Here is a 22,723-nt window from a genome sequence, read left to right on the forward strand (position 1 = left end):
CACCCAAGAACGGGCTGATCTGGCGTCCGAACCCGCCCAGTACGAGCCCAAACACGAGCCTTGACGCTTCATCGCACCGCAGGAAACCACTCCAAAACGGCTTTCGCGGCCAACAAGTGTTCGCTCTGACAGAAATTGATCTACGTTTTGGTCTGCCGAATCGGTGGCTCAGGTCAAGCATCTTTGATCCAATTCAGCACGCCGCCGTGACCGATCCCTCTCTTATTACCTCCTAGTTCTGTGACCTCGACCGACGCCCAAACTCAGCGAACAGAATCGCCCCATGGCCAATCGACCGCCGTGTTTCTGGGGACGGGAACCAGCGTCGGGGTACCAGCAATTGGATGCGAGTGCGCGGTCTGCCAAAGTGATGACACACGCAATAAACGACTTCGATGTGCGCTCCTGGTCTACTTGCCCGGCGGAACGCTGCTGATCGACACACCACCCGATTTGCGAACACAGCTGCTTCGCGAAAAGGTCCGGTTGGTTCATGCAGTCCTCTACACGCACGAACACGCCGACCATCTTTTTGGCCTGGACGATCTGCGGCTCTTTCCGTTTCGGCTTGGGCACGCCATGCCGCTGTACTGCACCACGTTGGTCGAACAGCGGATTCGCCACTCGTTTGACTACGCGTTTTCAACTCGTGAACAAACCCACCCAGGCTCTCGGCCTCAATTGGAATTTGAAACAATCGACGAAAACCCATTCCAAGTGCTCGGCGCGACCGTCACGCCCATCCCCATGAAACATGGCCCTCATTTCAATGTGTTTGGTTTTCGGATCGGGGACTTTGCGTATTGCACGGACACCAATTTCATTCCGGATTCATCGATCGAATTGCTCCAAGGAGTGCGGACCTTTGTCGTCGGTGCGCTTCGCCATACCACTCATCCGACTCACTACAGTGTCAGCGAAGCCGTTGAAGTCTCCAAACGGGTCGGCGCCGAACAGGTGTTGCTAACGCACGTGTGCCACGACTTGGATCATCAAACCACCAACGATGAATTGCCCAGTGGAATCGACTTGGCGTTCGATGGGCTGCGAGTTGAATTCAACGCAGGCTGACGACGGATCAGAAGCGTGTCGCGACCAGACGTTGCCGCCACGACCAGACGATGTGCCGTCCGATTACCGCAACCGCCGCATCACTTGTCGACGTCGAATCGTTCCCTTGGCTGTCAGATCACCCGATTCGGCACTCAGCGGTTCTTCAAAACAGTGAACCGATGCTGGTTGTTCCCACGGCGGTCGATCCGCAAGTCTCTTTTCGATGGCAGCGGCCCAACCATTTGCGTCATCGGCATCCAACCAAACGTCAATCGTCCTGCCCGATGGCACGATTAACGCATGACGCACGCCGTCGATTTGTTCAATCTGCCGTTCAATCGACTGCGGATGAATCTTGTGCCCGTTATCAAGCACGATAACGTCGTCAGCACGCCCAAGAATCCGGAGCTGGCTGGTCGCGGGATCCAGTTGCACGATGTCGCCCGTATCGAGCCACCCATCGACGATCTTTTGACGTGTTGCGGTCAGGTCATTCCAATAGCCCGACATCACATGCGGTCCCCGCACAAACAATCGCCCGTCACGAATCTGGCGCTCCCATCCGTCGACAAACCCACCCACCATACCAGCCGTGGAGTTCTCAGGCGTTGCGCTGCAAATCACGGGAGACGACTCCGTCAATCCATAACCTTGGATGATGGTCACTCCACGAGCGCTCCATTTGCAAAAATCACGCTGCGACAATGCCGCGCCACCACACCCAAGTAATCGTAGGCGATCCAATCCCATTTCAGCGGCATCCGATTCGTACAATCGATTCGCCAAGCTGGGAACAACATTGGCAACGGTCGGCTGAACTTGCGGCCCCATGAATCGCCACGCTTGCATCCCAAGTCCCAGCGCCATCGTGCAGCCACTCAGCAACCATGTTCCCAAATCGCACGTACGCGCGTACGCATGACAGAGCGGGAGTGAAGTCAGTCGAACATCGCTGGCTGAGTTGGGAACTGCCTTTAGCTTGGCCCTCGCGTTGCCAACCAAATTCCTATGGGTCAGCGTAACCGCCTTGGATTCGGCCGTCGTGCCACTGGTCCACAAGATCAATGCTGGGTCGTCTGGTTTCGTCTTGGGCAAAGCCGCATGAATTCGTTGCAAAGGATCGCTGCCGAAACCCGCATCCTCTTGATCGAGGTGGTGGTGATCGATCCACACCCCGCCAACTTGGCTCGCAAGCTGTTTTGCCCGCGCTCCCAATCGATGGTCAATCGGAATCTCCATCGCATCAATCAAAGGACACGCCAGCGCGATCAAGACATCACCAAGCGAATTGTCGCTTGCGTAGCCGATGCAGCGCTGCGAATCACCATCAGTATCAAGACGATGATCAAGCAAGTCCGCCTGAGCACAAACAAGCTGGCCCAGTTGCTGCCAAGTAAACGCCTGCGTGTCCGCCTGGAATCGCGTCACTAGCGCGACGTCGTTTGCTCGTGTTTGGATCTGATACGAAAAGGCATGCAGAAGACTGGGAAACCCCTCGCTTGATGACGCTGCGTTAGAAGTTGACAATCAATGCGTCCCCTTGCATTTCCTTGTTTGCAAACCGAAAAGGCTTGCCGCCCGACAAGGGATGGATCACGCGAAGCCTTACTTGCAAATCATCGATCGGATCCAACTTTACGTGCCACTGCGCTGTCTGCCCGGGCATCACGCCGCTTAATTTCCAGTCGGTCAGCAACGGCCGTGTTCGGATCGTCGGTGCCGAAAATGCGATTTCAATGGGCCAATCCTGATAGAACGGTGCGACGCCGCGATTTTCGACCGTGAACGCCAGCATCCCGTCGGCAATCTCAGCCTTCGAAACATGTAGCTCGTAGCCCATCTTGCTGACGGCGGCTTTCGCACGTCGCACTCGATCGGCACTTGGCTTCTTCCGGCTGAACAAACCGCTATCCATTAGCCAGGTCACGTGCGTTTGCTGAACACATTTCGCAAAATCTTGCTGCTTGGGATGCGGGCTATCGGTGAAGTGCGCCTGCCAAAGTTCGGGGCGAATCTCGCCGCCGATCGGAAACGTTCTCCATTTCTCTAACGCCTTGGGCCCCGCCTGTCGCAGCAGACTCATGTAAAACCAGTTGTCTGCTTCGTCCCCGGTTTCCAGCGTCGCCCATGCAAACGAATCGTCGTGATACCCCATCGGTCGCGTGTCGTTGCGAACGTACGCGTAGTGGTTTTCTCCAGCAGGGTACCGGTGCAGCACGGCGGTTTTAGTGAATGCCGCTTCGTAGGCATCCAGAACTTCGTTTTGCACCTCGCGAGATGCAAACAATTCTGATCGCGGGTAGTCATGCCATTCGCCCCACATGCCAAGGATCCCGCACGTGATGTAGCCCATGCGTGGGTCGCCGTCGTACTTTTCACCAAACGCGGCAATGAAATTGGTCATCGCTTTACGAAGCGATGGGCTTTCGTAGTCCGGCGTTAAGTTCATTCCATCATTGGTTTTCCACTTTGTGATTTCCAATCCCGCATCGACCAAAAACAGAGGAACTCCTTTCTCTTTGCCAGGCATCTCCAAATAAATCCGCACCACCAATTGGTTGCCGCGACTGGAAGTTTGCTCAAGTGTATTTTCGATCGCCGACCAATCGAACTGGCTGGGACCGCTCATTAAGTCCGAAAATGCGAAGTACCGAAACTCCAGTGAACAAGGAAAATGATCACGTCCATCAGCATCGGCATACGGCACCAACCCTTTCATCGGGTTGTCGGCCGGTGATGGCGCGTAAACCAGTTCGACCGCGGCCGCGGCATGTGACAGAAGGGCCGCTAACAACAATGCAAATACGGTGCGCATGATTTTTGGTTTCGAGAAAAAAGTTGGCGGAAGACTACTCCACCGGTGCCGGAACTGGCATGACCGGCACTGGCATAGCCGGTGCAGCCAGCGGTTGCATCGCGGCTCGCCAAACTGGCATCTGCGTGTTGGATTGCGGACGAACTTGCTGAGAAGTTGCCACGATCAGACAATTCTTGTTCATTGCTTGCTGCGAGATATCTGAAAGCGGACGGAGCGGGCCATTATGATTGTCCAGCAGAAAAACTGGCGTTAGTTTGCTGATACGTTTCGCCGCATCGTCGATGCTAAGGGCGTTGCCAGCCAGGTCGTAGAAGTCAAATTTCTTAGCACTGAACGTTTTCGGTTTCAGGCCAGCGGGCACCGAAATGTCGGCGTCTCTTTCAACCTTTGTGACCAGCTTATGAACTGTAAACTTCTGTTCGACTGGCTTGCCGTCCACCACGACCGTACGGGTACGTTCTTCTGGAACCACTTCCGTCACGACTTTGTCGCCTTTGCCTGCGCGAAATGATTCCAGCATCAAGATCAGCCTCGCTTCGTCACCTTCAGCATGATCGATCTTTGCCCTAACCAACTTCGCAAGGTTCACGCTTGAGTTGTTCTGCCGAAAGACCGCACCAGGCGCTGCGATGAAGTTTGCGGGGACTGGAAGCTGGTTTCCGACAGGAGCGAACTTGTTAGGCGCCCACTGTATGGGAACTGCCGCTGGCTTGGCGGGTGCCAAATCAGCGTCGTCCTGCGCAGGCAACGACATTGTGGAAGCGAACGCAAGAATGCACGTGATGACAAAACGTAGGGACATTGTTTAGCTCGTGGTTCGGGATTCGTGGCGAAAACCAGACCAGGATTCTACCGCAACAAAAAAGGTGCTGGATGAAGCATCCAACACCTTTTTAAATACAGTGTCCGCTGAAGGGTGCCAGCGAATCTCTCAGGCAGCGAACTGCGTTAGGCAGTAGCGCCCATTGATGCGCGAAGCTTGGCAGCGTTGCCAGCTTGGCCGAAGGCCGTCATGCGAGCGACGCAGACGTCCTTCATTGCTGCACGTGCTGGTTTCAGGTAAGCACGTGGATCAAAAGCACCTTTGTCTTCAGTCAACACTTTGCGGATCGCACCGGTGATTGCCATGCGGCAGTCCGTGTCGACGTTGATCTTACGAACACCGCTTTTGATGCCGCGTTGGATTTCTTCGACAGGCACGCCGTAAGTCTGCTTCATTTCACCACCGAACTGATTGATGATGTCTTGCAATTCTTGTGGCACGCTGCTGCTGCCGTGCATGACCAAGTGAGCGTTAGGCAGTTTGGCGTGAATCGCATCGATGCGGTCCATGGCCAAAACTTCGCCGGTTGGTTTCTTAGTGAACTTGTACGCACCGTGGCTGGTACCGATCGCAACGGCCAAAGCATCGACGCCGGTTTCGGCGACAAAGCGCTCGGCTTCTTCGGGGTCGGTCAGCAGTTGATCGTGAGTCAATTCGCCAACTGCACCGTGGCCGTCTTCCTGTTCGCCTTCGCCCGATTCAAGCGATCCCAGGCAACCCAGCTCGCCTTCGACGCTGACGCCGCTTGCGTGAGCCAATTTAACGACTTCGGCTGTGACCTTGACGTTGTAGTCATAGTCGGCAGGAGTCTTGCCGTCGGCTTCCAGCGATCCGTCCATCATCACACTTGTGAAACCGTTGTCGATTGCACTTTGGCAAGTCTCAGGACTGTTGCCGTGATCTTGGTGCATGACAGTTGGGATGTGCGGATACAGCTCGACAGCAGCCAACATCAGGTGACGCAGGTAAGTGTCTTGCGTGTAAGCCCGAGCACCACGTGACGCTTGGATGATGACCGGCGAATCGGTTTCTTCGGCCGCTTCCATGATGGCCTGAATCTGTTCCATGTTGTTGACGTTGAACGCGGCAACGCCGTAATCGTTTTCTGCGGCGTGGTCGAGGACAACGCGAAGTGGAACCAAAGCCATAGTGAGCTTCCTGAATGATCGAGTGGTTGGAGTCGTAAGTCTGAGGGGGGATTATCTCAGGCGAGGATTGATCCGCAAGGGCTAAGGCGAACGCGAAAAATGACGGTTTCGCCGCAGGAACGCGGAGGTTCTCCCGTAACCCACGCTAAGGCGGATATCAAAGCCGCTGGACGCCGGACAAATCATCCCCCCATCGGTGCCATTCAAAATTCGACACAGATCGATGACGGAACCATGGCCGTCTCTCGCGTAAATGTCAGTTCGCCCGTCGTCGGATCGATTTTAAAAACGGTCGCTGTGTTGCTGTCTTGCCCGGCAACGATGATCCATTTTCCGGTGGGATCCAGGTTGAAATTTCGCGGCCAGCCGCCACGGATGGGTTCCCATTCGACAAACGTCAACTGCCGGCTTGATTGGTCAACCGAAAACACGCTGATCGAATCGTGACCTCGATTGGCCGAGTAAACAAATTTCCCTGACGGATGCACGCGAATTTCCGAAGCACTGTTAAACGTCTCTTTGGCTTTGACAGCGTCGCTGAGCGTTTGCACGGTTTGGATCGGTTGCATCGTGCCGGCTTTTGCGTCGTAGGCAAATGCCGTGATCGAAAGCGCCAGTTCGTTGAGCACATAAATGATGTCACCATCAGGATGAAACTTCATGTGACGGGGTCCACCACCTGGAGGGCAAATTCCAAAGCCATGCGGTGAAATTTTCTTGGCGTCCGCATCCATTGAATAGATAACCACTTTGTCCATCCCCAAGTCCGGCACAAACGCGAATCGGTTGTCGGGCGAAAACCCCGTCCAGTGCGCGTGCGGTTTGTCCTGGCGTCGATCAACGACTCCCGAGCCACCCTGGTGTTTTTCGATCTGCAATCGTTTGGCAATGCTGCCATCATCAGCCAATTCAAACAACGCCGCCGATCCACTTCCATACTGAGCGGTCATCAAGAATTTGCCCGAGCGATCCACACTGACGTGCGCCGCGCCACCGTCGCCAATTTCGGCCGAATTGACAAACGTCAGCGTTCCCGACTTGTTGGTCGATTGAACGTTAAAAGCAGCAACCGATGCTTTGCCATCCACATTGCCGACGCTGTACAGCATGTCCAACGTGGGGTGCTTTGCCAAAAACCCCGGGCTGCTGATTTCAGCTGCCAACCCCGGCTTGGTTAGTTTTCCCGAATCGGTATCAAACTTGGCGTGGTAGATCCCTTTGCTAAGTCCATTCTTGGGAGTGCTTGTCCCAAACCAGACATCGATTTGCTGGGCCATAACGTGATCCGAAGGGGCCATTGATACGATCGCAAACGCGATACAGATACTGAACAGGGGAAGCCGAAAAATCGCGGCAGTGCCAGGTCGAAACGTCATAAGGGAGTTCGCTCGCTTGGTTTGAGAAGGGGAAACATCGCGGCGATCATAATAACCAGTTGCCAGCATTGCGATCGGCTGTTTGGCGGCCGCTGAGAATGCAAGCAAGATGGGAATTTTGCTTTTGCCGGCCACCGTGAATGCTGAACACCTGTTTTTTCTTCGTCAGGCCCATCAACCATGCAGACTGGTCTAGCGTGTGAAAATTTGCGGGTTGTATTGAATATGTGGCTGTCGACTGCCGATAAACGCAGTTGAAGGTTCTCTACGAGCGAACTGTGCGCATGGAGGCGCACCACCATGATCATTTGGACGATCAAGCTATACAAAAGCATCAAATCGGCAATTGCCGGTCGCCGCTACCCGCACCAATTGGCTGCGGCGGTCGCATTCGGCACGCTCTTGGGCGTGGTGCCGCACGGAAATCTGCTGGCCTTGGCGATCTTGATCGTCGTGCTTTCGCTGCGTGTCAATCACGCAATGGCAGGCATCACCGCGATTGGCGTTTCGTTTGCCGCGTCACGCATGGATCCGTATTCGCACGTCGTCGGCAACCAACTGCTGAACCATTCGCGATTCAGCGAATACGCGACACAGGCTTGGCAATTGCCAATCGTTCCCTGGACGGACCTGAACAATTCAGTCGTGATGGGCAGCTTTGTGATTGGCGTCGCCGCGCTGATCCCGATCTTCATGGTCACGTATCCGATTTTTCGATTGTTCAAAACAACCGAAGAAGAAGATACCCTTGCTGCCGATCTGCAAACCGAAAAACAAAACCGCAACGTCGCAAAACACTCAGTTGTCTTGGTTGACCAAGGCCACAATGAAGTAGCCGCGCCGCATGTCGACCGACACACACCCGACGTCGAAGAAACGATTGATGTGACGGATGAACAGCCGGCGTTGAATGAAATTCGGATCGACGAAGCAGAATCGTTGCACGAAACGGTCGCCGAAACTCACGCTGACTTGCAGGTCGAAACTCGCGTCGACGTCATCCGCATGGTTGACTATCGCGACGAAGCGATCGATGACCAGTCGGACACAACGGCCGAATCAGATCCAGCCCCTCCCGCTTCATCGACACCACCTCCTTCGGACGAAGCTCTTAGCTACTTGCTTCGTCAGTTGCGTGACTCACAGCAGCAAAGGAAAGCAGCATGATCCGTTGGCGATACGTAATTTCACGACTGATCATTGTTGCGGTCGTACTCCTTTTGATTCGGTTAGGCCTTGGCCCTGTGGCGTCCTACGTCACCGTGAAGGGGATTCAACAGGCAACCGGTGCCAAAGTCGAAATCGAAAGCACTCACGTAGGGCTCTTTCCGCCGCGTATCGAATACTCGGATTTCCGAGTTGCTGATCCGCGCAGTGGCAAAGTCATGCGAGACGCATTTCGTGCCGAGTCGATGGATTTCGTTATCGACGCCAAGTCACTGTTGCACCGTCGATGGGTTGCCCGCGACGCACGCATTAGCGGCATTCAGATCGACGCTCGCCGTGATACTTCGGGCCACTTGGCTCAAGACGACACACCGAGCACCACCGCACCAGAGAGCGCTGGCATCCTTGGCAAGTTCATCAAAGGCGCCACCGATCAACTGGGCGATCAAGCCGCCGATGTTGTTGGCGGGATGGAGACGGTACGTCGCAGCAAAGAAATCAAACAGCGATGGCAACGTGAATACGACGAATTGGTCGTGCGTGCTCGCGATTTAGAAAGCCGAATCCGCAAGATTCGCGACACGGCTCGCGGGATCGACAATCCTCTTCGCGACTGGGAAGAACTCGACCGCACCTTGGCCCGTGCCACTGAGACGCACAGCGAATTGAAAATCGTCCGTGCAACGATCGATGCGTTGCCACAGCGTTTGCAGGACGACTTGGTATCGTTGGAACGAGCCAAGCAAATCGACCTGGACAAAATCGACCAGTACGTTCCCGGTTCGCTTTCGCAAAGCGACAACTTTGGCGTCGACTTGATGGCCAATGCGGTTCGCGATCAAGTGCAACGGATTCGAGGTTATTTGGACGGTGGTCGCGCAATCGCTGACTACACTATCGTCGCGCCGGAGAGTTCGCGAGCACGAGGAATCGACTATGACCTGTTAGGTTCCAATCGACGTCCCGACATCATGATACGTCGCTGCGAAGTGGGTGGATTGCTACGATCCGGAGGCGAAGCGTTTGTACTGACTGGCATCATCGAAAACCTGACACCAACCCCCGAATTGCTAGTAGAACCGACGGTCGCACGTTTGCGTCTGGAAGGCAACGAAGTCATCCGTGTCGAAATGGTTCGAGATCAGCGACAAGGTGCTGACGTGGACTTGCTGACACTGCATTGGCCGCAAACCGAAGCTAAGGAATTGACCTTGGGTGACGACGACGACGCTGGCATCAGCATCCAAGGCGGCCAACGTGAACTTTGGGTCCAACTGCGTAGCGAAGGCGAGCGCATCTCCGGACGTTTTGTCAGCAAGCAAACGGGCTTGAAAATGAAACTGAATGTCGATTCCAAATACGCGGATTCGCCAGCTGCCGTTTCACTGGGCCAAAGCCTAGCTGCGGTCGACAAACTTGAAGTCGAAGCGACGTTCGCTGGAACCTGGAAAGACATGGGCCTGCAGCTCAATTCCAACATCGGGCAGATCTTCAAAACGGCCGCACAGAACGCAGTCGCGAGCCAAATCGAAACTTCCAAACGCGATTTGGCACTTAAGATCGAAGAGACTCACTTGCGTGAATCCCTGGAGCTTCGCAAATGGTTGGAAGGCCAGCAGAGTGAAGCCAATGAACTCCTGGCATCAGCAGATCAGTCGATCAAGGAAATGCGAAACAAAGTGGTCCGCGAAGTAGGTCAAGCAGATGCCTACCTTGGCAAACTGCGTTCAGCGATCGAAGGCCGTCTACGATAAACGATAGGCTCCACCGTCGTTGGCACGCTTTGATTAATAACCAAGGCTGACGCAAAACGTTAAACCACAAAAGCTCACGCGAAAGCGTGGGCTTTTGTCGTATTGCGACTCTCAAACGCCTTCTTGCATGCAAACGTCCGACCGTCACGTTACACTGCGATGCGACCCAAACCCTCCTTGGGGTAAAAGCATCAACCCTCAGACCCAATGCCTCTGCAGGGCGAGTCTTCCTAGGTGCAAGAACTCTTTCATAAAACGAGATAAGCGATGACGGCGGACAGCGATTCGGATCACAAAGGTGAATTAGAAGAAGCTCACAATCACGACGAAGCAATCGCTGCGCTCGAGGGCACTGGACCTGACGATGGCGGCGCTGCTGTCGGCGATGAGATCGATGCAGCTCGATCGACCTGGGCCTGGCTGGCCGTAGGGCTGCTGGCAGGCGTCCTGGGAATCGTTGCTACTCAAGTCGTGCAGTCTTCGTTTGAAGTTCCATTGCCGGCGGAGTATCACGAACTAGTGATGGCAGCCGACGAAGGAGCCCCCGCCGAGGAGGCGAATGCACTGGCTTTAATAAATCGCGAATCGAATCACAGCCGACTGCTCCTGGGACTCGGAGCCACCATGGCGATGGTGTTTGGCTGGGCGGCCGGAGTGATTAGCGGCCGGATCCCTCGAGGAATCGTCGGTGCGATTGCAGGTATCGTGTTGGCGATCGCGTTGGCAATGCTGGCCAGCCCGTTCCTGCTGGACTTCGAAGCGACCGTTTTGAAAGCCCGGGAGAACAGCGACTTCTATGGAATGGCACTGCACGCGGCACAATGGCTCTTGATCGGGCTACCTATCGCGCTTGCCGTCGGAATTGGTTCAGGCCGAATGACCAGCTCTGCGAAAGTTGCCGGATCCGTCGTAATGGCTTCGCTGCTGGCCGGCATCATTTATATCATCGGCGGATCGCTCATTGATCCCAGCGCGCGGTTGTCGAGTGCTACACCTGTCATCGGCACGCTTTCTTACTTGTGGCACATCGCGCCTCCGACGATGGTCGGTTTGTTTCTTGCTCGTAGCTCGCTGTAGATTGTCAGTCCCCTCAGCGTCATGGCTGCGCTAGCGGGCGGATCCCCGACTGGTTGTGGGAATTGCATAGGGATTGTCAGGCTGAGCGTGCCAACGGTCAACACGCGGTGTTTGGTAGTCAGAAGAGAACACCGCGCCCGATGCAACGGCATTAATTTGATCGACCAAAGCAATCGCTTGGTCACGGCGACGCGATGGTCGCAAGTCGCCCAAGCCATGATCACGGAAAGCGATCGGTAATTCGACCACTCCCTTTTGCGTGCGTGCCGTGATGACGATCATCGGCAGCGGCGCCAGCCAGCCAGCCGGTCGGATCTCTTCGATTTGTGCGTCCAAGATCGAATCACTCGGTAGGTCGTAGTGGTCCCGATCACCTTCCATGGCGAGTCCATCGCAATGGAGATGCAGCACCATCAAATCCGTCGCGGTTTCAAAGTGACTTCCACGCCATTTCTCTCGCGGCACTAATTCGACCACGCGTCCGGTCGAATCTTTCGTCCAACTGGGACGATCTATGCGAGCGAAAACACTCCGACGCAGTTTGCGGCAAAGCGACCGGTTGATCGGCCATTCGGGGTAAACGCAAAGCAGGCAAAACTGCAACGCCAGTAACCCTAGCCCGGTGCCGCAAGCAATCGTCGGGAGCGCCCCCACAACGCTTCGCTGCAAAAACGAGGCGGCAATCGCGAAAACGATAAACCACACCCAAAGCGTTTGAAACACGACCAGTTTGATCGAATTGATCGCCAACGAAAAACCATTCATCACTCGATTTGCATCGCCTGGATGAACAGGCCAAATACGAGCGAGCGAGGAATTAATCGAACGAGACATGGACTGCGAAACCGATGGGCAATTTGATCGTCAGAAAACCGATGGCGTTTGCCATCGGTTCGACCTTAACTCAGCCCGTTGCAGGGTTCGAGTCAAAACTTGCCCGCAAACGTCAATTCAGTCCCGCCAACACAGACTTGCCGACCGCAACTGCTGTCCTTTAGTAGCGAACCACCGTTTCATCGATCTCTTGGCTCCACTGATCGATGCCGCCAGCCAAGTTTTGAACTTTCGCGAATCCCATGTCTTTCAACGCGTGTGTCACCCGCATGCTGCGACCGCCATGATGACAGTGGACCACGATCAAACGCTCGCGGTGCTCGTCAAGCTCGTCCGCGCGATCTTGCAGTTCACTCATCGGCAACAGAGTGCTTCCCTCAATTTTTGCAACTTCGTATTCGCCCTGCTCGCGTACATCCAACAGCAAAAATTCATCGCCGCCGCGCAGCATGGCCGCCACGGTGTGAACATCGGTTTCGATCGGTAAATCTTCTGACATCGCTATTCTCGCAAAAATCCAAACTTCAATTTACAAACGGCAATTCGCGATCGTGGTTTCAAAGATCGCTGAAGCACCAAGTTGCTCCAGTTTCTCCATCGCATCAATGACGTCACGACGTTTGACCATCACGCGAACACTGCACCAGTCTGCGTCTTCAAGCGCGCTGACAGTCGGTGATTTAAAACCGGGCGTGATGACCTCTGCAGCCGCTAGTTTTTCACGCGGCACGTTGTATTCCAACAAGGAATAGTCACGAGCAATCACGACGCCTTCTAGTCGTCGCACCACCCGATCAGCCATGGCAGGGTTGCGACAACGATCGTTCTGGATCAGGACTGTTTCGTAGTGTCCGATTTCTTCCAAGATCCGCAATCGATTAGCCGCCAGCGTGCTACCGGTTTCGACTAAATCGACGATGGCGTCGGCGATGCCCAATTGAATCATGACTTCCACACTGCCCGACAGCGATACGAGATGCGCCTTGGCACCGTGATCAGCCAAATACGCTGACGTGACCATCGGAAAACTCGTTGCGACTCGTTTTCCGTCCAAATCTTTTGCCGACGTGATGTCCATTGAATCAGGGACACAAATTGCCAAACGGCATCGTCCTACACCCAGCTTCATTCGCGTCTGCACGTCGCCGCCAGATTCTTCGACCAAGTCGCTGCCGGTGAACCCCATATCAATGGCGCCTTCGGCACACAGCGTGGGAATGTCATCGGTGCGTAGAAAAATCAGTTCGATGGGCAACCCGCTTACCTTGGCAAACAAGCCGCGACTTTGCCGACGAAACGTCAGCCCCGCTTGCTTGAGTAAGTCGCCGGAGATTTCGCTAAGCCGCCCTTTACTGGGCAAACCGATGCGGAGAGTGTTTTGATCGTCCAAGTCGTCGCTTTTGCTCATTGCTTTGGTTCGTCTTTTTTGTCATCGCGGCTAGCCTTTTCGACCAAGCCAGAAGTGCCTTCGCGTCGCGCCAATTCGCTGGCCACTTCGCTCAGGTCCACGCCTCGATAAGCCAACATGACCAGAGTGTGGTAAATCAAATCGCCCGCTTCGTAAACAAAATGCTCGCGGCCTTCGTCCCCGTTGCCCGAGAACTCCTGGGCAGCTTCGATCAATTCGTCAGCCTCTTCTCTGATTTTGCTGCCGATCTTGGTCGCTCCGCCTTCCATCAACTTGGTCGTGTACGAACCGGCGGGACGTAATTCGGCTCGTTCTTGCAAGGTTTGCATCAATCGAACCAAAGGGTCCAGCGGGTGACTCATCAGCGATTTCCGTATGATTTTGGTGGAACGGCGATTTTGCGGGATACGAAGTGAATGACGATGTTAAACCGCAAACCCAGAATTGCCAACGCGTTGCCGCCTGAGCCCATCAAATCGAACCAACCCAATCGCAGACCTCGATTCGCAACAAGACGTGAAAACGGCCCTCAATCAACACTGGCTGTGAATTTGCCGCCAGGATGGGCGCCGCGACCGCTTTCACTGCCAGCCTGTTCAACGCGGACGATTTTGACGCGAACCTCGACCGATTGGTTTGTGCCCGCTTTTATCGAAGGCTCAATGGGTTAATCTTATCGGGCCATCTCAAATCCAGTTGAATCCTCCTGAAATCGCAGCGAAATGATCACGATTGTCGACTATCAAATGGGCAACCTGAGAAGTGTGCAAAAAGCGATTGAGCGAGTCGGGGGTCAAGCAAAGATCACGTCGGACCCCAGCGAGATCGCAGCCGCTGAGAAATTGATTTTGCCGGGAGTCGGTGCCTTCGGCGACGCGATGGACGAAATCAACCGCCGTGGCCTTGCCGATCCGATTCGGCAATTCGTTGACGCTGGCCGGCCGTTTCTGGGAATATGCCTCGGCCTACAACTGCTGTTTGAACGTGGCTTTGAGCACGGGGAACACAAGGGGCTGGGGATCTTGGCTGGCGATGTTGTTCGATTTGATCTTGCCGAAGATTTAAAAGTCCCGCACATGGGTTGGAACACTGTCACCCCCAAGCCCAACGCTGATGGACAGGTCGCTCCGATCATCAGCGACGTCGATCAAACACATCACTTTTATTTCGTCCACTCGTACTTTGTTCGGCCGACCGACCCCAGCGTCGTCGCATTGTCGTGCGACTACGGCGGTGAGTTCTGTGCGATGGTTTGGCGCGAAAATTTGTTTGCGACTCAGTTTCACCCCGAAAAAAGCCAAGCCAACGGACTGAAACTACTCGGTGCTTTCAACGATCTCCCCATTGAAACCACCGTTTCCTAGGAACTCTTCTCAGCTCGTCTCCGATCCCACACCACCGCCCATCGCCATCTCCAGCGTTCAAAGACGGAGGATCTGATGCGGACCGTGGTCAGTCCTTCATGCCGTGTCGCTACAATTGGCGGCACGACAAGACGGGATTACCAGGCGACCCAAACAACCCATCTTCGCCATTGCTCCCACGCTTCCTGATGCGAAAACTTTTCTTTGATTTGTTTTCCGGAGCAGCGCGATGACCTAAGTCCGTGCAATAGAGGGAGTAGCGGCTGTGCCAAAACAGCCCATCTATCCCAATCGTCTCATTTGCCAATCGGGTGGGCTTTACCAATGGCCAAAGATCCCCATCCTTTCGGGCCAAGGAGAGTGTGAAAGCAGTCGCCAGGATGGTCCTCGTCGGGCTTGATCCTGCGATCTCGCACTCTTGGTTACGCCTACTTTTCGGCTATTTCAATGCAATTTCCATGGAGAATCCAATGGTGCGCACTTTAACAATCGTGGCTGCAAGCTTGATGCTTGGAACCAGTTTCGGATCAATCAGCCCCGTTTCAGCGCAAGGGGTCGTTTACTCGTCTCCTACTTTCACGACACCGTCGACCACTACCGGCCAAGTTTGCGCCAAGTGTGGACGAATCCACGGCAGTTCAGCCGGTGCGATTCAGTCCAGCGTCGTTCAGTCGGGTGTGACAAACCCAAGCCCCGCGCCGTACACAAGCAATGCTCCCAGCAGCTACTCGCCGGTACAGCAAACCTCCTATTCCTCTGGCGGAACCAGCAACGTTCTTGCGATGCTTAACGCTCAACGGGCCCGACAGGGAGTCGGCGCCCTTTCCTACGACCCAGCGCTCCAGGCCGTCGCTCAGCGTCGCGCCCAAGCCATGGCGTCGAGGGGATTGAAAAGCCATCCCCCGGGATCATTTGCTCCGGGACGCTACGAAGGCGTCGGATGGTCAAGTTCGTTTTCGCCATCAGGAGTTTCGGCGTGCTACACGTCCAGTCCAAGCATGCGTTACGCGGGAGCCGCCATGGCGACCGGTCGCGATGGTGTCTACTTTGCAGTGGTCTACCGCTAAGCAAACTTGCTGCCAAGAAGTCTGATCCAAGTAGCCTCGAGCCGCCTCTGCGCCGCTCGAGGTTTTTTCGTATCGAAACTGCCCTGAGCCGCTTGATCGGATTGGTTGCGCTGCTGATGGTCGTGACCTGCACGGCGGTGGTCCGCGGTGACGAATCACTAACGCTCAATTCGGCTGCGAGTTCCGCCAAATCGCCGCAGCGATTTACGTCATCGATGGCAATCAGCGAATCACAAGCCCGCACCAGCGTGCAGTGGTTAAGCGAGCTGGCGGTCAGCAAGTCGCCGCGCGTGTTTACCGGCGACAAGAACTGGGGCGACACAAAGAAGATCTGGGCTGGAGTTAAAGTCAAACGCGACGGTTTGAAACTGACAACACACCGACGCTTCAAGGAACTCCGTCACGGACGATGGGTCAAGTACGAATTGACTTTGCCACCGTCCGCCGCTCCCGCCGCAGACTCGGTATCCGACAGCGTCGTGGCCAACGTGCACCGCGTCCGACGCACCAGCGACGTGCAGCCGGGCGTCCCCGTCGATCAGCAAACAGGCACGCACTGGGAGATCGACGCATCGGTCCGGACGCCGATCAAATTCACAGCACGCGTCGAACGGTGGAACCGGGGCGTTCAGTGGTATTCGATCGGTATCACCGGCAAGATGCAGGTTCGCCTTGATACGTCCGCACGGATCCGATTCTACGCCGACTATTCCGAAGTCCCGCCCGCACTGGTGATCGCTCCAGCAATCACCCAGGCGCATCTGGAGCTAGAAGAATTCGAGGTCGACCGAGTCAGCAAGGTCGGTGGCGACGTAGCCGAAGAATGGGGCGAAATGGTCGAAACGATCGTCCGCGAAATCTTCTTGAAAAAGCAAAACGAAAAACTAGCCGGCAAACTGAACGGTTCCATCGATAAACACCGTAGTGATCTGCGTCTATCGATGGCCGACTGGTTCACCAGCTGGTAGCGAGCGTTTAACGATCAGCCAATTACTTTGCGTCTAACGCCCGACTCACCTTAGCGATCAGTTCGCGGCGTTTTTGATGGTCTTTGATTTCATCCAGCTTGCCACTCAATGCGACCATGAATGCCGCATAGTCGTTGTGCCAGTCCGTCTGCAATTCGGTGACATCAATTCGCGGCTCCGGCTTGCCTTTGGAGACGGGTTCTTGGCCGGGGATCAATTCAAAGGTTTCATCAAACGCTGGCATGAAGATCTTTGAAGTATCCAACCCCTTCTTGCCCAGCAATTCTCGCATGGCTTCGCGAGCGTCGTCGTCGCCATGGTTCAAAAACAGAGCGCCACTTGCCGGCCCCCGTTCGATCACCCAGTCGATCAACTCGCCCTGGTCAGCGTGCGCGGAGTAATTTCCCAACCGTCGGATGTCAGCAGCAACCTTATACTGCTTGCCATGAATCGTCACTCGTTTGGCACCACTGGTGATAATGTGCCCCAACGTCCCGGGTGACTGATAGCCGACAAATAACACCGTCGACTTTGGGTTTGAAATATTCGCTTTCAAGTGATGTTTGATGCGGCCTGCGTTACACATTCCACTAGCCGAAATAATCACCGCACCTTTGGGAATTCGATTGACGGCCTTGCTCTCTTCAACACTTTGCACGATGTGAAAACGCTTGTGTTTGAACAACTGCGATTCGTCCATCGCGATGTCTTGCAACTCGCCAGCATGTTTGACGAACACTTCCGTCGCTTTACGAGCCAAGGGCGAATCCAGATACACGTCGCAATCAGGAATCTCGCCGGCGTACAGCAGCACACCGATGTCGTGCAGTAGCTCTTGGCTTCGCTCGACCGCGAACGAAGGAATGATCACGTTGCCGCCACGATTGAGCCCACGCGTCAATTCCTCCTTGATCGCTTCGCGGCGTTTTTCCAGCGTATAGTCGTCGCGATCGCGGTTGCCATAAGTGCTTTCGCAGATGATGTAGTCGTAGCCGGTAGGCGCATCGGGCTCGGGGTGAAACGCTTTTTCCTCTGGCCCCAAATCACCGGAAAACAGCAACGAGAGCGTTTTTCCCGAAGCTTTCTCCTCGACGCGAACTTCGGCAGACGCACTGCCCAGCAAGTGCCCGGCATTCCAAAATCGCGCCTTCACCCCAGGTTTCGGCTCGAACCAGGTTTCGTAGTCGACGCTCTGCGTCAGCTTCAACGTTGCTTCGGCGTCGGCCATGGTATAGATCGGTTCGACCGGTTCCTTGCCTTCGCGATTGCGACGTTTATTAAAACGCTCGGCATTGGATTCTTGAATCCAAGCGGAATCCAACAACATGAATTGCAGCAAGTCGTTGGTCGGTTCGGTCGCAAAGATCTTGCCTTTAAACCCAGCCTTGACCAGTTTGGGCAATAACCCCGAGTGGTCGATATGGGCATGTGTCAGAATCAGGAACTCGACCTTGCTGGGATCAAACAAAAACTCTTCATAATTTAACTGTTGAGTCGTTTTGTTGCCTTGAAAGAGGCCGCAATCGACCACAAATTTTGCCGCATCCGAATCAATGAATGAACAAGATCCCGTGACCGTGCCAGCCGCTCCGCAAAATGTCAGTGTCGTCATGAACGTATAGATCCCAGCTTTGCCAAAGGTTTATCAAAACCACACGGTTCTGATTCAATGTCCACGCAATCGATTGGTCGGCAGACTTTGTACACCTCAGAGTTTAACGGATCGCGATGGTGACGCGATCGGGCACGCAAGGTATGTCCCCCCCAAAATAGAAATGCCTCATCTAGGAGCGTTTACTGATCGAATTCATCTTCGTCTAGGCAGCTGTCTCTCTACGGATGTGCCTACGATCCCACCTAAGCCGTGCCCCGGACTATCCTGTTGCCGACTTTCGTTCGCACAGTAGGTGGTCAACCATCGAATCATGAAAAATCTACACATTCAACTTTTGATGTCGCAGTCTCGCTTTGCCGAAGCCGAGCCATTGATTCGTCAGGAATTGGAAAAGGATATCGCCGACGCTGGCCTGCTCTGCTTGCTGTCGATTTCGCTGAGCCGACAAAACAAAACCAAAGGAGCGATGGAAGCGGCGCGCGAGGCAGTGCGGCTGGAACCTGAATCCGACCAAGCTCACTTTGCTCTCGCCCTTGCACTGTCCGAACGAAAGGATCTGCGAGGAGCGTTGGCGTCAGCCAAAGAAGCTCTCCGGCTAGACCCCGATGATGTGCAGAACTATGCGCTCAATGCTCAGATTCTTACCGAAATGATGAAGCATTCCGCGGCCATCAAAATGGCCGAACAGGGGCTACAAATTGATCCCGAAAACGAGACCTGTCGGTTTTACCGCAGCGTCTTGCTGGGGCGTCAGGGACGGCAACTCGAAGCTGACGAACAATCCCTGGAACTCTTGGCCGATGAACCCGATGACGAAACCAGTCACTGCGCTCGCGGTTGGGTACTGATCCATTCCGGCGATGGTCTAGGTGCCGAACAGCACTTTATCGAAGCGTTGCGAATCGATCCCAATCACGAAGACGCTCGGGATGGACTGGCCGAGGCGCTGAAGATCCAGAATCCGCTGGTGGGGTTGATCTACAAAGGGCTTAGCCTGATAGGGCGAACATCGATCTGGGCTGTCGTGATCGGAGTGATCGTTGCGGGACAGGTCGCGCGCTTTTTGCGTTCGCAAGACGACCCCGCTATTCAAATGACCGGCGTGATCTTGAACGTGGTTTTCTACCTGTTTTTGACATTGATCCTGATTGCCCCCGCACTCGCCGACTTGACGCTATTTGCTTCTTCACGCGGACGACTGGCGATGACGGCACTTCAGAAACACGGCGTCCGTTGGTGGATCGTTCCGCTGCTGATCGGCTGCGGGCACTTCCTCTGGTGGTCCGTATTCGGTGGACGCTTGGGCCCCCTGCAATCGATGGGCTGGTGCGCGATCGCCGCCTTGATCCATGAGACGTACCAATATCCACAAAGTTGGGTACGCAAACGAATGCTCGGTGTCGCTACCGTCCTGTTGGTCACCATGCTGGTCACTGAGTACTCCAACGCAGTGATCCTCAGGCCGATGCGAATCGAAATGATCCCCGATTCACTGCTTTCGAACGCCAAGACGATTCCCGCGAAAGAAACCATCGCTGATCTACAGACTCGCCTGGAAACGTATATCAAAACGCGGTCGTATCTGGTCGTATACCCAGCATTGGCCGTTTTGTTAATCGGATGCCTCCGAGACAACATCGCCGATTGGTTCGTGCGGCGGTCCCCCGACGCGGAGTGATTGAATCGACTCAATTTGCGAGCGATGAATTCCCGTCAGAAGTTTGGCTACAGATTCGCTTGTCAGTGACAACTGCAATCGCAACTTCTATCGGGTTCCTTTCAAGTACCAGTGCCACACCATTCGCGTGGCAACGCTGCGAAACGGACGCCAAGATTCTCCGCGTGCGATGGCCTTCTCGGGACTGGTGTAGTCGCCGCCATCCAAACTGGCCATGCCTTTGATCAATGCCAGATCTCCGACGGGGAACACATCCGGCCGCATCAATGCCATCATCAGAAAGACGTCCGCCGACCAATTGCCCAACCCAAGTCGCGCGGTGATTAAATCGCGAGCCTCATCATTGCTCTTCTGATGTAGCGAACCGATTTGAAAACGCCGACACCGCACGTCATCGGCTAAACGAATCGTATAACGTGCTTTTTGCCGACTGAAACCAATTTCCCGCAGCCCGTCATCGCCGACTTGCTGGACTCGCAAGGCCGTCACCGAACCACCACAAGACTGCCGAAGTTTGTCGAAAGTGCTTTTTGCAGATGCCAGCGAAACTTGCTGTTCCAAGATAATTCGGACGAACGTGGCGAACGTCGCGGGCCGCTTCCAAAGCGGTGGCGGCCCATAGGTTTTCAAAACGGTACGCAAGACCGGATCGATTCGCGCCAGCTTTTTAACCGCCCGCGACATCGATTCTGCGTCCAGAGTTTGCTCCGTTGGGGCCACTCGAATTACAACAATTGATCAAGTTCGGCAGTCAGTGTCGCAAAACGCTTGAGCGTTGTTTTGACAGGCTCGGGGCTGGACATGTCGACGCCTGCATCACGCAAAAGATCCAGTGGGTCCTTGCTGCAACCACAAGAAAGGAAATTCAGGTAAGCGTCCAACTCCTCTTTGCCGCCCTCCAACACACGCCGTGACAATGCCACTGCGGCGCTCAATCCAGTCGCGTACTTGTAGACGTAAAACGCGCGGTAGAAGTGTGGAATCCGGAAACACTCCAAATCAAGCTCTTCATCGATGACAAACTCTGGTCCGAAGTACGCTTCCAACAACTCGCGGTAAACGCCACGCATCGTTTTGACGGTCAGCGGTTCGCCCGCTTCGGCCATCTCATGCGTTTTCTTTTCAAACTCTGCGAACATGGTCTGACGCACGACGGTCGCGCGAATGCTGTCCAGTTCGTTGTTGATCAGATACGCGCGTTCTTGATCGTTCGCCGCATTGCTGAGCAGATGCTCGGTCAACAGTTGTTCGTTGAAAGTACTGGCAACTTCGGCCACAAAAATCGTGTAGTTGTAGTACTCGTACGGCTGACTGCGCGACGAATACCAGCTGTGCATCGAGTGCCCGGCTTCATGCGTCAGCGTAAAGACATCGTTCAGCACTTGTTCTTTGAAGTTCATCAAAATGAACGGATCGCCGTCAAACGAACCGCAGCTGAACGCGCCGCTTTGTTTGCCGCGATTGGGATAACGATCACACCAGCGACCGCTTAGTCCTTCGGCCAAAACGCTCGTGTATTCACTTCCCAACGGAGCCAGTGACTGCAAGACGACTTCAGAAGCCTGGTCCCAATTGTGATGTTTTTCGATATTGCTAAGAATCGGCACGTAGGTGTCGTAGTGATGGATGTCTTTCAACCCCATCTTTCGTCGACGCACGTCCAAGTAATGGTGAACACTGGGAAGCGAATCTCGCACCGCCGTGATCAAGTTGTCGTAGACGTCGACAGGCACATTGTCTGGAAAAAGAGACGACTGCAGACTGCTTTCGTAGTTTCGGGCGCGAGCGTAGTAGACGTCTCGTTGGATGCTGCCAGCCAGCGTCGCGGCGAGCGTGTTTTCGTGAGCAGCAAACTGCTCGTAGTACTGCTTAAACGCTTTGCGGCGAACGTCGCGATCAGGGCTGATCAAAAATTGACTGAACGTGGCATGCGACAGTTCAACCGTATTGCCTTCGTGGTCTTTCAATTCACCAAAACGCAAATCAGCATCATTCAATTGGCGAAATGCGTTGCCCGCCGCGCCCGCCATCTCGCCTTGCATCGCCAGCAAGCGTTCTTCGTTGTCAGTCAGCGTGTGCGGACGATAGCGCAGTAGCCGTTCCAACTGCAAACGAAAACGCGACAAAGCCGGGTCAGTGATCAATCCCGACATCACCGTTTCGTCGATCGCAAGCAATTCGGGACGCATGTAGCTGGACGCTTGACCGGCGCGGACGGCCAAATTTTGGAACCGCGCCTTCATCGCTTGGTAGTCGCTGTTGCTTTGGTCTTCGGTGGTTTTCAAAAACGCGTAGTATCCCAATCGCTCCGAAGTGCGATCAAAGTCGCTATCAAACGCCAATGCTTCGGCCAACACCGCCGCTGATTCGCCCAACCGCCCACGGAAAGTTTCGTAGGTATCGATCAGAGTATCGACCTGTTGAAAATCCTTTTCCCAAGCAGCGTCGTTTTCAAACAAACTGGAAAGGTCCCAGCAATCGCTGGAAGAAACTTCGCTGCGGTTAGGAAGCGTGGCGGTAGCAGACATTCGATTCGCAGTTGGGGGAAGAACTGAAGAGTAGGGCGTCGCCCA

At 54.7% G+C, this 22,723-nt stretch carries 20 protein-coding genes; 8 read left to right on the forward strand and 12 right to left on the reverse strand.

Going from position 1 to position 22,723, the window contains the following annotated elements; all coding sequences use genetic code 11:
* Window positions 1-240: 240 nt before the first annotated feature.
* Window positions 241-1,071 carry an MBL fold metallo-hydrolase gene (locus tag K239x_RS21105; RefSeq protein WP_145420367.1) on the forward strand — a complete coding sequence of 277 codons (831 nt, stop codon included), beginning with the start codon at window positions 241-243 and terminating at the stop codon, window positions 1,069-1,071.
* Window positions 1,072-1,134: 63 nt separating this feature from the next.
* Here the strand turns inward: K239x_RS21105 and K239x_RS21110 are convergent, their stop codons facing one another.
* The 5 genes from K239x_RS21110 to K239x_RS21130 form a co-directional block, all read right to left on the reverse strand.
* Window positions 1,135-2,580, reverse strand: coding sequence for a class I adenylate-forming enzyme family protein (locus tag K239x_RS21110; RefSeq protein ID WP_145420368.1), 1,446 nt, complete (start codon window positions 2,578-2,580; stop codon window positions 1,135-1,137).
* On the reverse strand, window positions 2,567-3,868 hold the full coding sequence (locus K239x_RS21115; RefSeq protein WP_145420369.1) for a hypothetical protein: 1,302 nt from the start codon (window positions 3,866-3,868) through the stop codon (window positions 2,567-2,569). Before K239x_RS21115 ends, K239x_RS21110 begins: the two co-directional genes overlap by 14 nt.
* 34 nt (window positions 3,869-3,902) lie before the next feature.
* A complete protein-coding gene (locus K239x_RS21120) occupies window positions 3,903-4,673 on the reverse strand; it encodes a hypothetical protein (protein WP_145420370.1) in 771 nt (256 codons plus the stop codon).
* A 146-nt stretch (window positions 4,674-4,819) separates the two neighbouring features.
* Window positions 4,820-5,842 carry a class II fructose-bisphosphate aldolase gene (gene fba / locus K239x_RS21125; protein WP_145420371.1) on the reverse strand — a complete coding sequence of 341 codons (1,023 nt, stop codon included), beginning with the start codon at window positions 5,840-5,842 and terminating at the stop codon, window positions 4,820-4,822.
* Window positions 5,843-6,045: 203 nt separating this feature from the next.
* Window positions 6,046-7,218, reverse strand: coding sequence for a lactonase family protein (locus K239x_RS21130; RefSeq protein ID WP_145420372.1), 1,173 nt, complete (start codon window positions 7,216-7,218; stop codon window positions 6,046-6,048).
* A 300-nt stretch (window positions 7,219-7,518) separates the two neighbouring features.
* On the opposite strand from K239x_RS21130, the gene K239x_RS21135 reads away from it, so the two are divergent.
* From K239x_RS21135 to K239x_RS21145, 3 genes are all read left to right on the forward strand, one after another.
* Window positions 7,519-8,385 carry a TIGR03546 family protein gene (locus K239x_RS21135; RefSeq protein ID WP_145420373.1) on the forward strand — a complete coding sequence of 289 codons (867 nt, stop codon included), beginning with the start codon at window positions 7,519-7,521 and terminating at the stop codon, window positions 8,383-8,385.
* Complete coding sequence (locus tag K239x_RS21140; protein WP_145420374.1) at window positions 8,382-10,139, forward strand: TIGR03545 family protein; 1,758 nt, start codon at window positions 8,382-8,384, stop codon at window positions 10,137-10,139. The genes K239x_RS21135 and K239x_RS21140 overlap by 4 nt, the downstream gene beginning before the upstream one ends.
* A 267-nt stretch (window positions 10,140-10,406) precedes the next feature.
* On the forward strand, window positions 10,407-11,216 hold the full coding sequence (locus K239x_RS21145) for a hypothetical protein (RefSeq protein WP_145420375.1): 810 nt from the start codon (window positions 10,407-10,409) through the stop codon (window positions 11,214-11,216).
* A gap of 30 nt (window positions 11,217-11,246) precedes the next feature.
* On the opposite strand, the gene K239x_RS21150 is transcribed toward K239x_RS21145, so the two are convergent.
* The 4 genes from K239x_RS21150 to hisE form a co-directional block, all read right to left on the reverse strand.
* Window positions 11,247-12,050, reverse strand: coding sequence for a hypothetical protein (locus K239x_RS21150; RefSeq protein ID WP_145420376.1), 804 nt, complete (start codon window positions 12,048-12,050; stop codon window positions 11,247-11,249).
* A gap of 160 nt (window positions 12,051-12,210) precedes the next feature.
* A complete protein-coding gene (locus K239x_RS21155; RefSeq protein WP_145420377.1) occupies window positions 12,211-12,549 on the reverse strand; it encodes a rhodanese-like domain-containing protein in 339 nt (112 codons plus the stop codon).
* A gap of 30 nt (window positions 12,550-12,579) precedes the next feature.
* Window positions 12,580-13,458, reverse strand: coding sequence for an ATP phosphoribosyltransferase (gene hisG, locus K239x_RS21160; RefSeq protein ID WP_145420378.1), 879 nt, complete (start codon window positions 13,456-13,458; stop codon window positions 12,580-12,582).
* On the reverse strand, window positions 13,455-13,820 hold the full coding sequence (gene hisE, locus K239x_RS21165) for a phosphoribosyl-ATP diphosphatase (protein ID WP_145420379.1): 366 nt from the start codon (window positions 13,818-13,820) through the stop codon (window positions 13,455-13,457). The genes hisG and hisE overlap by 4 nt, the downstream gene beginning before the upstream one ends.
* A 360-nt stretch (window positions 13,821-14,180) precedes the next feature.
* On the opposite strand from hisE, the gene hisH reads away from it, so the two are divergent.
* The 3 genes from hisH (at window position 14,181) to K239x_RS21180 (ending at window position 16,857) form a co-directional block, all read left to right on the forward strand.
* Window positions 14,181-14,822, forward strand: coding sequence for an imidazole glycerol phosphate synthase subunit HisH (hisH, locus tag K239x_RS21170; RefSeq protein ID WP_145420380.1), 642 nt, complete (start codon window positions 14,181-14,183; stop codon window positions 14,820-14,822).
* Window positions 14,823-15,292: 470 nt separating this feature from the next.
* The gene (locus K239x_RS21175; protein WP_419189232.1) at window positions 15,293-15,889 is read left to right on the forward strand and encodes a CAP domain-containing protein; all 597 of its coding nucleotides are present in this window, start codon (window positions 15,293-15,295) and stop codon (window positions 15,887-15,889) included.
* 92 nt (window positions 15,890-15,981) lie between these two features.
* Window positions 15,982-16,857, forward strand: a complete 876-nt coding sequence (locus K239x_RS21180; RefSeq protein ID WP_419189233.1) for a hypothetical protein — start codon at window positions 15,982-15,984, stop codon at window positions 16,855-16,857.
* Window positions 16,858-16,879: 22 nt separating this feature from the next.
* Here K239x_RS21180 and K239x_RS21185 read toward each other — a convergent pair whose 3' ends face one another.
* The gene (locus tag K239x_RS21185; RefSeq protein WP_145420383.1) at window positions 16,880-18,469 is read right to left on the reverse strand and encodes an MBL fold metallo-hydrolase; all 1,590 of its coding nucleotides are present in this window, start codon (window positions 18,467-18,469) and stop codon (window positions 16,880-16,882) included.
* A gap of 340 nt (window positions 18,470-18,809) precedes the next feature.
* Between K239x_RS21185 and K239x_RS21190 the strand changes: the two genes are divergently transcribed.
* Window positions 18,810-20,150 carry a tetratricopeptide repeat protein gene (locus K239x_RS21190; RefSeq protein ID WP_419189234.1) on the forward strand — a complete coding sequence of 447 codons (1,341 nt, stop codon included), beginning with the start codon at window positions 18,810-18,812 and terminating at the stop codon, window positions 20,148-20,150.
* Between the two features lie 87 nt (window positions 20,151-20,237).
* Here K239x_RS21190 and K239x_RS21195 read toward each other — a convergent pair whose 3' ends face one another.
* Complete coding sequence (locus K239x_RS21195; protein WP_419189235.1) at window positions 20,238-20,870, reverse strand: DNA-3-methyladenine glycosylase family protein; 633 nt, start codon at window positions 20,868-20,870, stop codon at window positions 20,238-20,240.
* A 5-nt stretch (window positions 20,871-20,875) separates the two neighbouring features.
* Entirely contained in the window at window positions 20,876-22,678 is a 1,803-nt protein-coding gene (pepF, locus tag K239x_RS21200; RefSeq protein ID WP_145420385.1) for an oligoendopeptidase F, read from the reverse strand.
* Window positions 22,679-22,723 lie beyond the last annotated feature (45 nt).

The organism is Stieleria marina (genome assembly GCA_007741555.1).
GTDB lineage: Bacteria > Planctomycetota > Planctomycetia > Pirellulales > Pirellulaceae > K23-9.

Coding starts and splice junctions, on each gene's coding strand:
- hisG (WP_145420378.1), bottom strand. CDS start 13,458: ATGAGCAAAAGCGACGACTTGGACGATCAAAACACTCTCCGCATCGGT.
- K239x_RS21145 (WP_145420375.1), top strand. CDS start 10,407: ATGACGGCGGACAGCGATTCGGATCACAAAGGTGAATTAGAAGAAGCT.
- K239x_RS21130 (WP_145420372.1), bottom strand. CDS start 7,218: ATGACGTTTCGACCTGGCACTGCCGCGATTTTTCGGCTTCCCCTGTTC.
- K239x_RS21175 (WP_419189232.1), top strand. CDS start 15,293: ATGGTGCGCACTTTAACAATCGTGGCTGCAAGCTTGATGCTTGGAACC.
- K239x_RS21140 (WP_145420374.1), top strand. CDS start 8,382: ATGATCCGTTGGCGATACGTAATTTCACGACTGATCATTGTTGCGGTC.
- pepF (WP_145420385.1), bottom strand. CDS start 22,678: ATGTCTGCTACCGCCACGCTTCCTAACCGCAGCGAAGTTTCTTCCAGC.
- K239x_RS21185 (WP_145420383.1), bottom strand. CDS start 18,469: ATGACGACACTGACATTTTGCGGAGCGGCTGGCACGGTCACGGGATCT.
- hisE (WP_145420379.1), bottom strand. CDS start 13,820: ATGAGTCACCCGCTGGACCCTTTGGTTCGATTGATGCAAACCTTGCAA.
- K239x_RS21115 (WP_145420369.1), bottom strand. CDS start 3,868: ATGCGCACCGTATTTGCATTGTTGTTAGCGGCCCTTCTGTCACATGCC.
- K239x_RS21150 (WP_145420376.1), bottom strand. CDS start 12,050: ATGTCTCGTTCGATTAATTCCTCGCTCGCTCGTATTTGGCCTGTTCAT.
- K239x_RS21135 (WP_145420373.1), top strand. CDS start 7,519: ATGATCATTTGGACGATCAAGCTATACAAAAGCATCAAATCGGCAATT.
- K239x_RS21120 (WP_145420370.1), bottom strand. CDS start 4,673: ATGTCCCTACGTTTTGTCATCACGTGCATTCTTGCGTTCGCTTCCACA.
- fba (WP_145420371.1), bottom strand. CDS start 5,842: ATGGCTTTGGTTCCACTTCGCGTTGTCCTCGACCACGCCGCAGAAAAC.
- K239x_RS21155 (WP_145420377.1), bottom strand. CDS start 12,549: ATGTCAGAAGATTTACCGATCGAAACCGATGTTCACACCGTGGCGGCC.
- K239x_RS21190 (WP_419189234.1), top strand. CDS start 18,810: ATGTCGCAGTCTCGCTTTGCCGAAGCCGAGCCATTGATTCGTCAGGAA.
- hisH (WP_145420380.1), top strand. CDS start 14,181: ATGATCACGATTGTCGACTATCAAATGGGCAACCTGAGAAGTGTGCAA.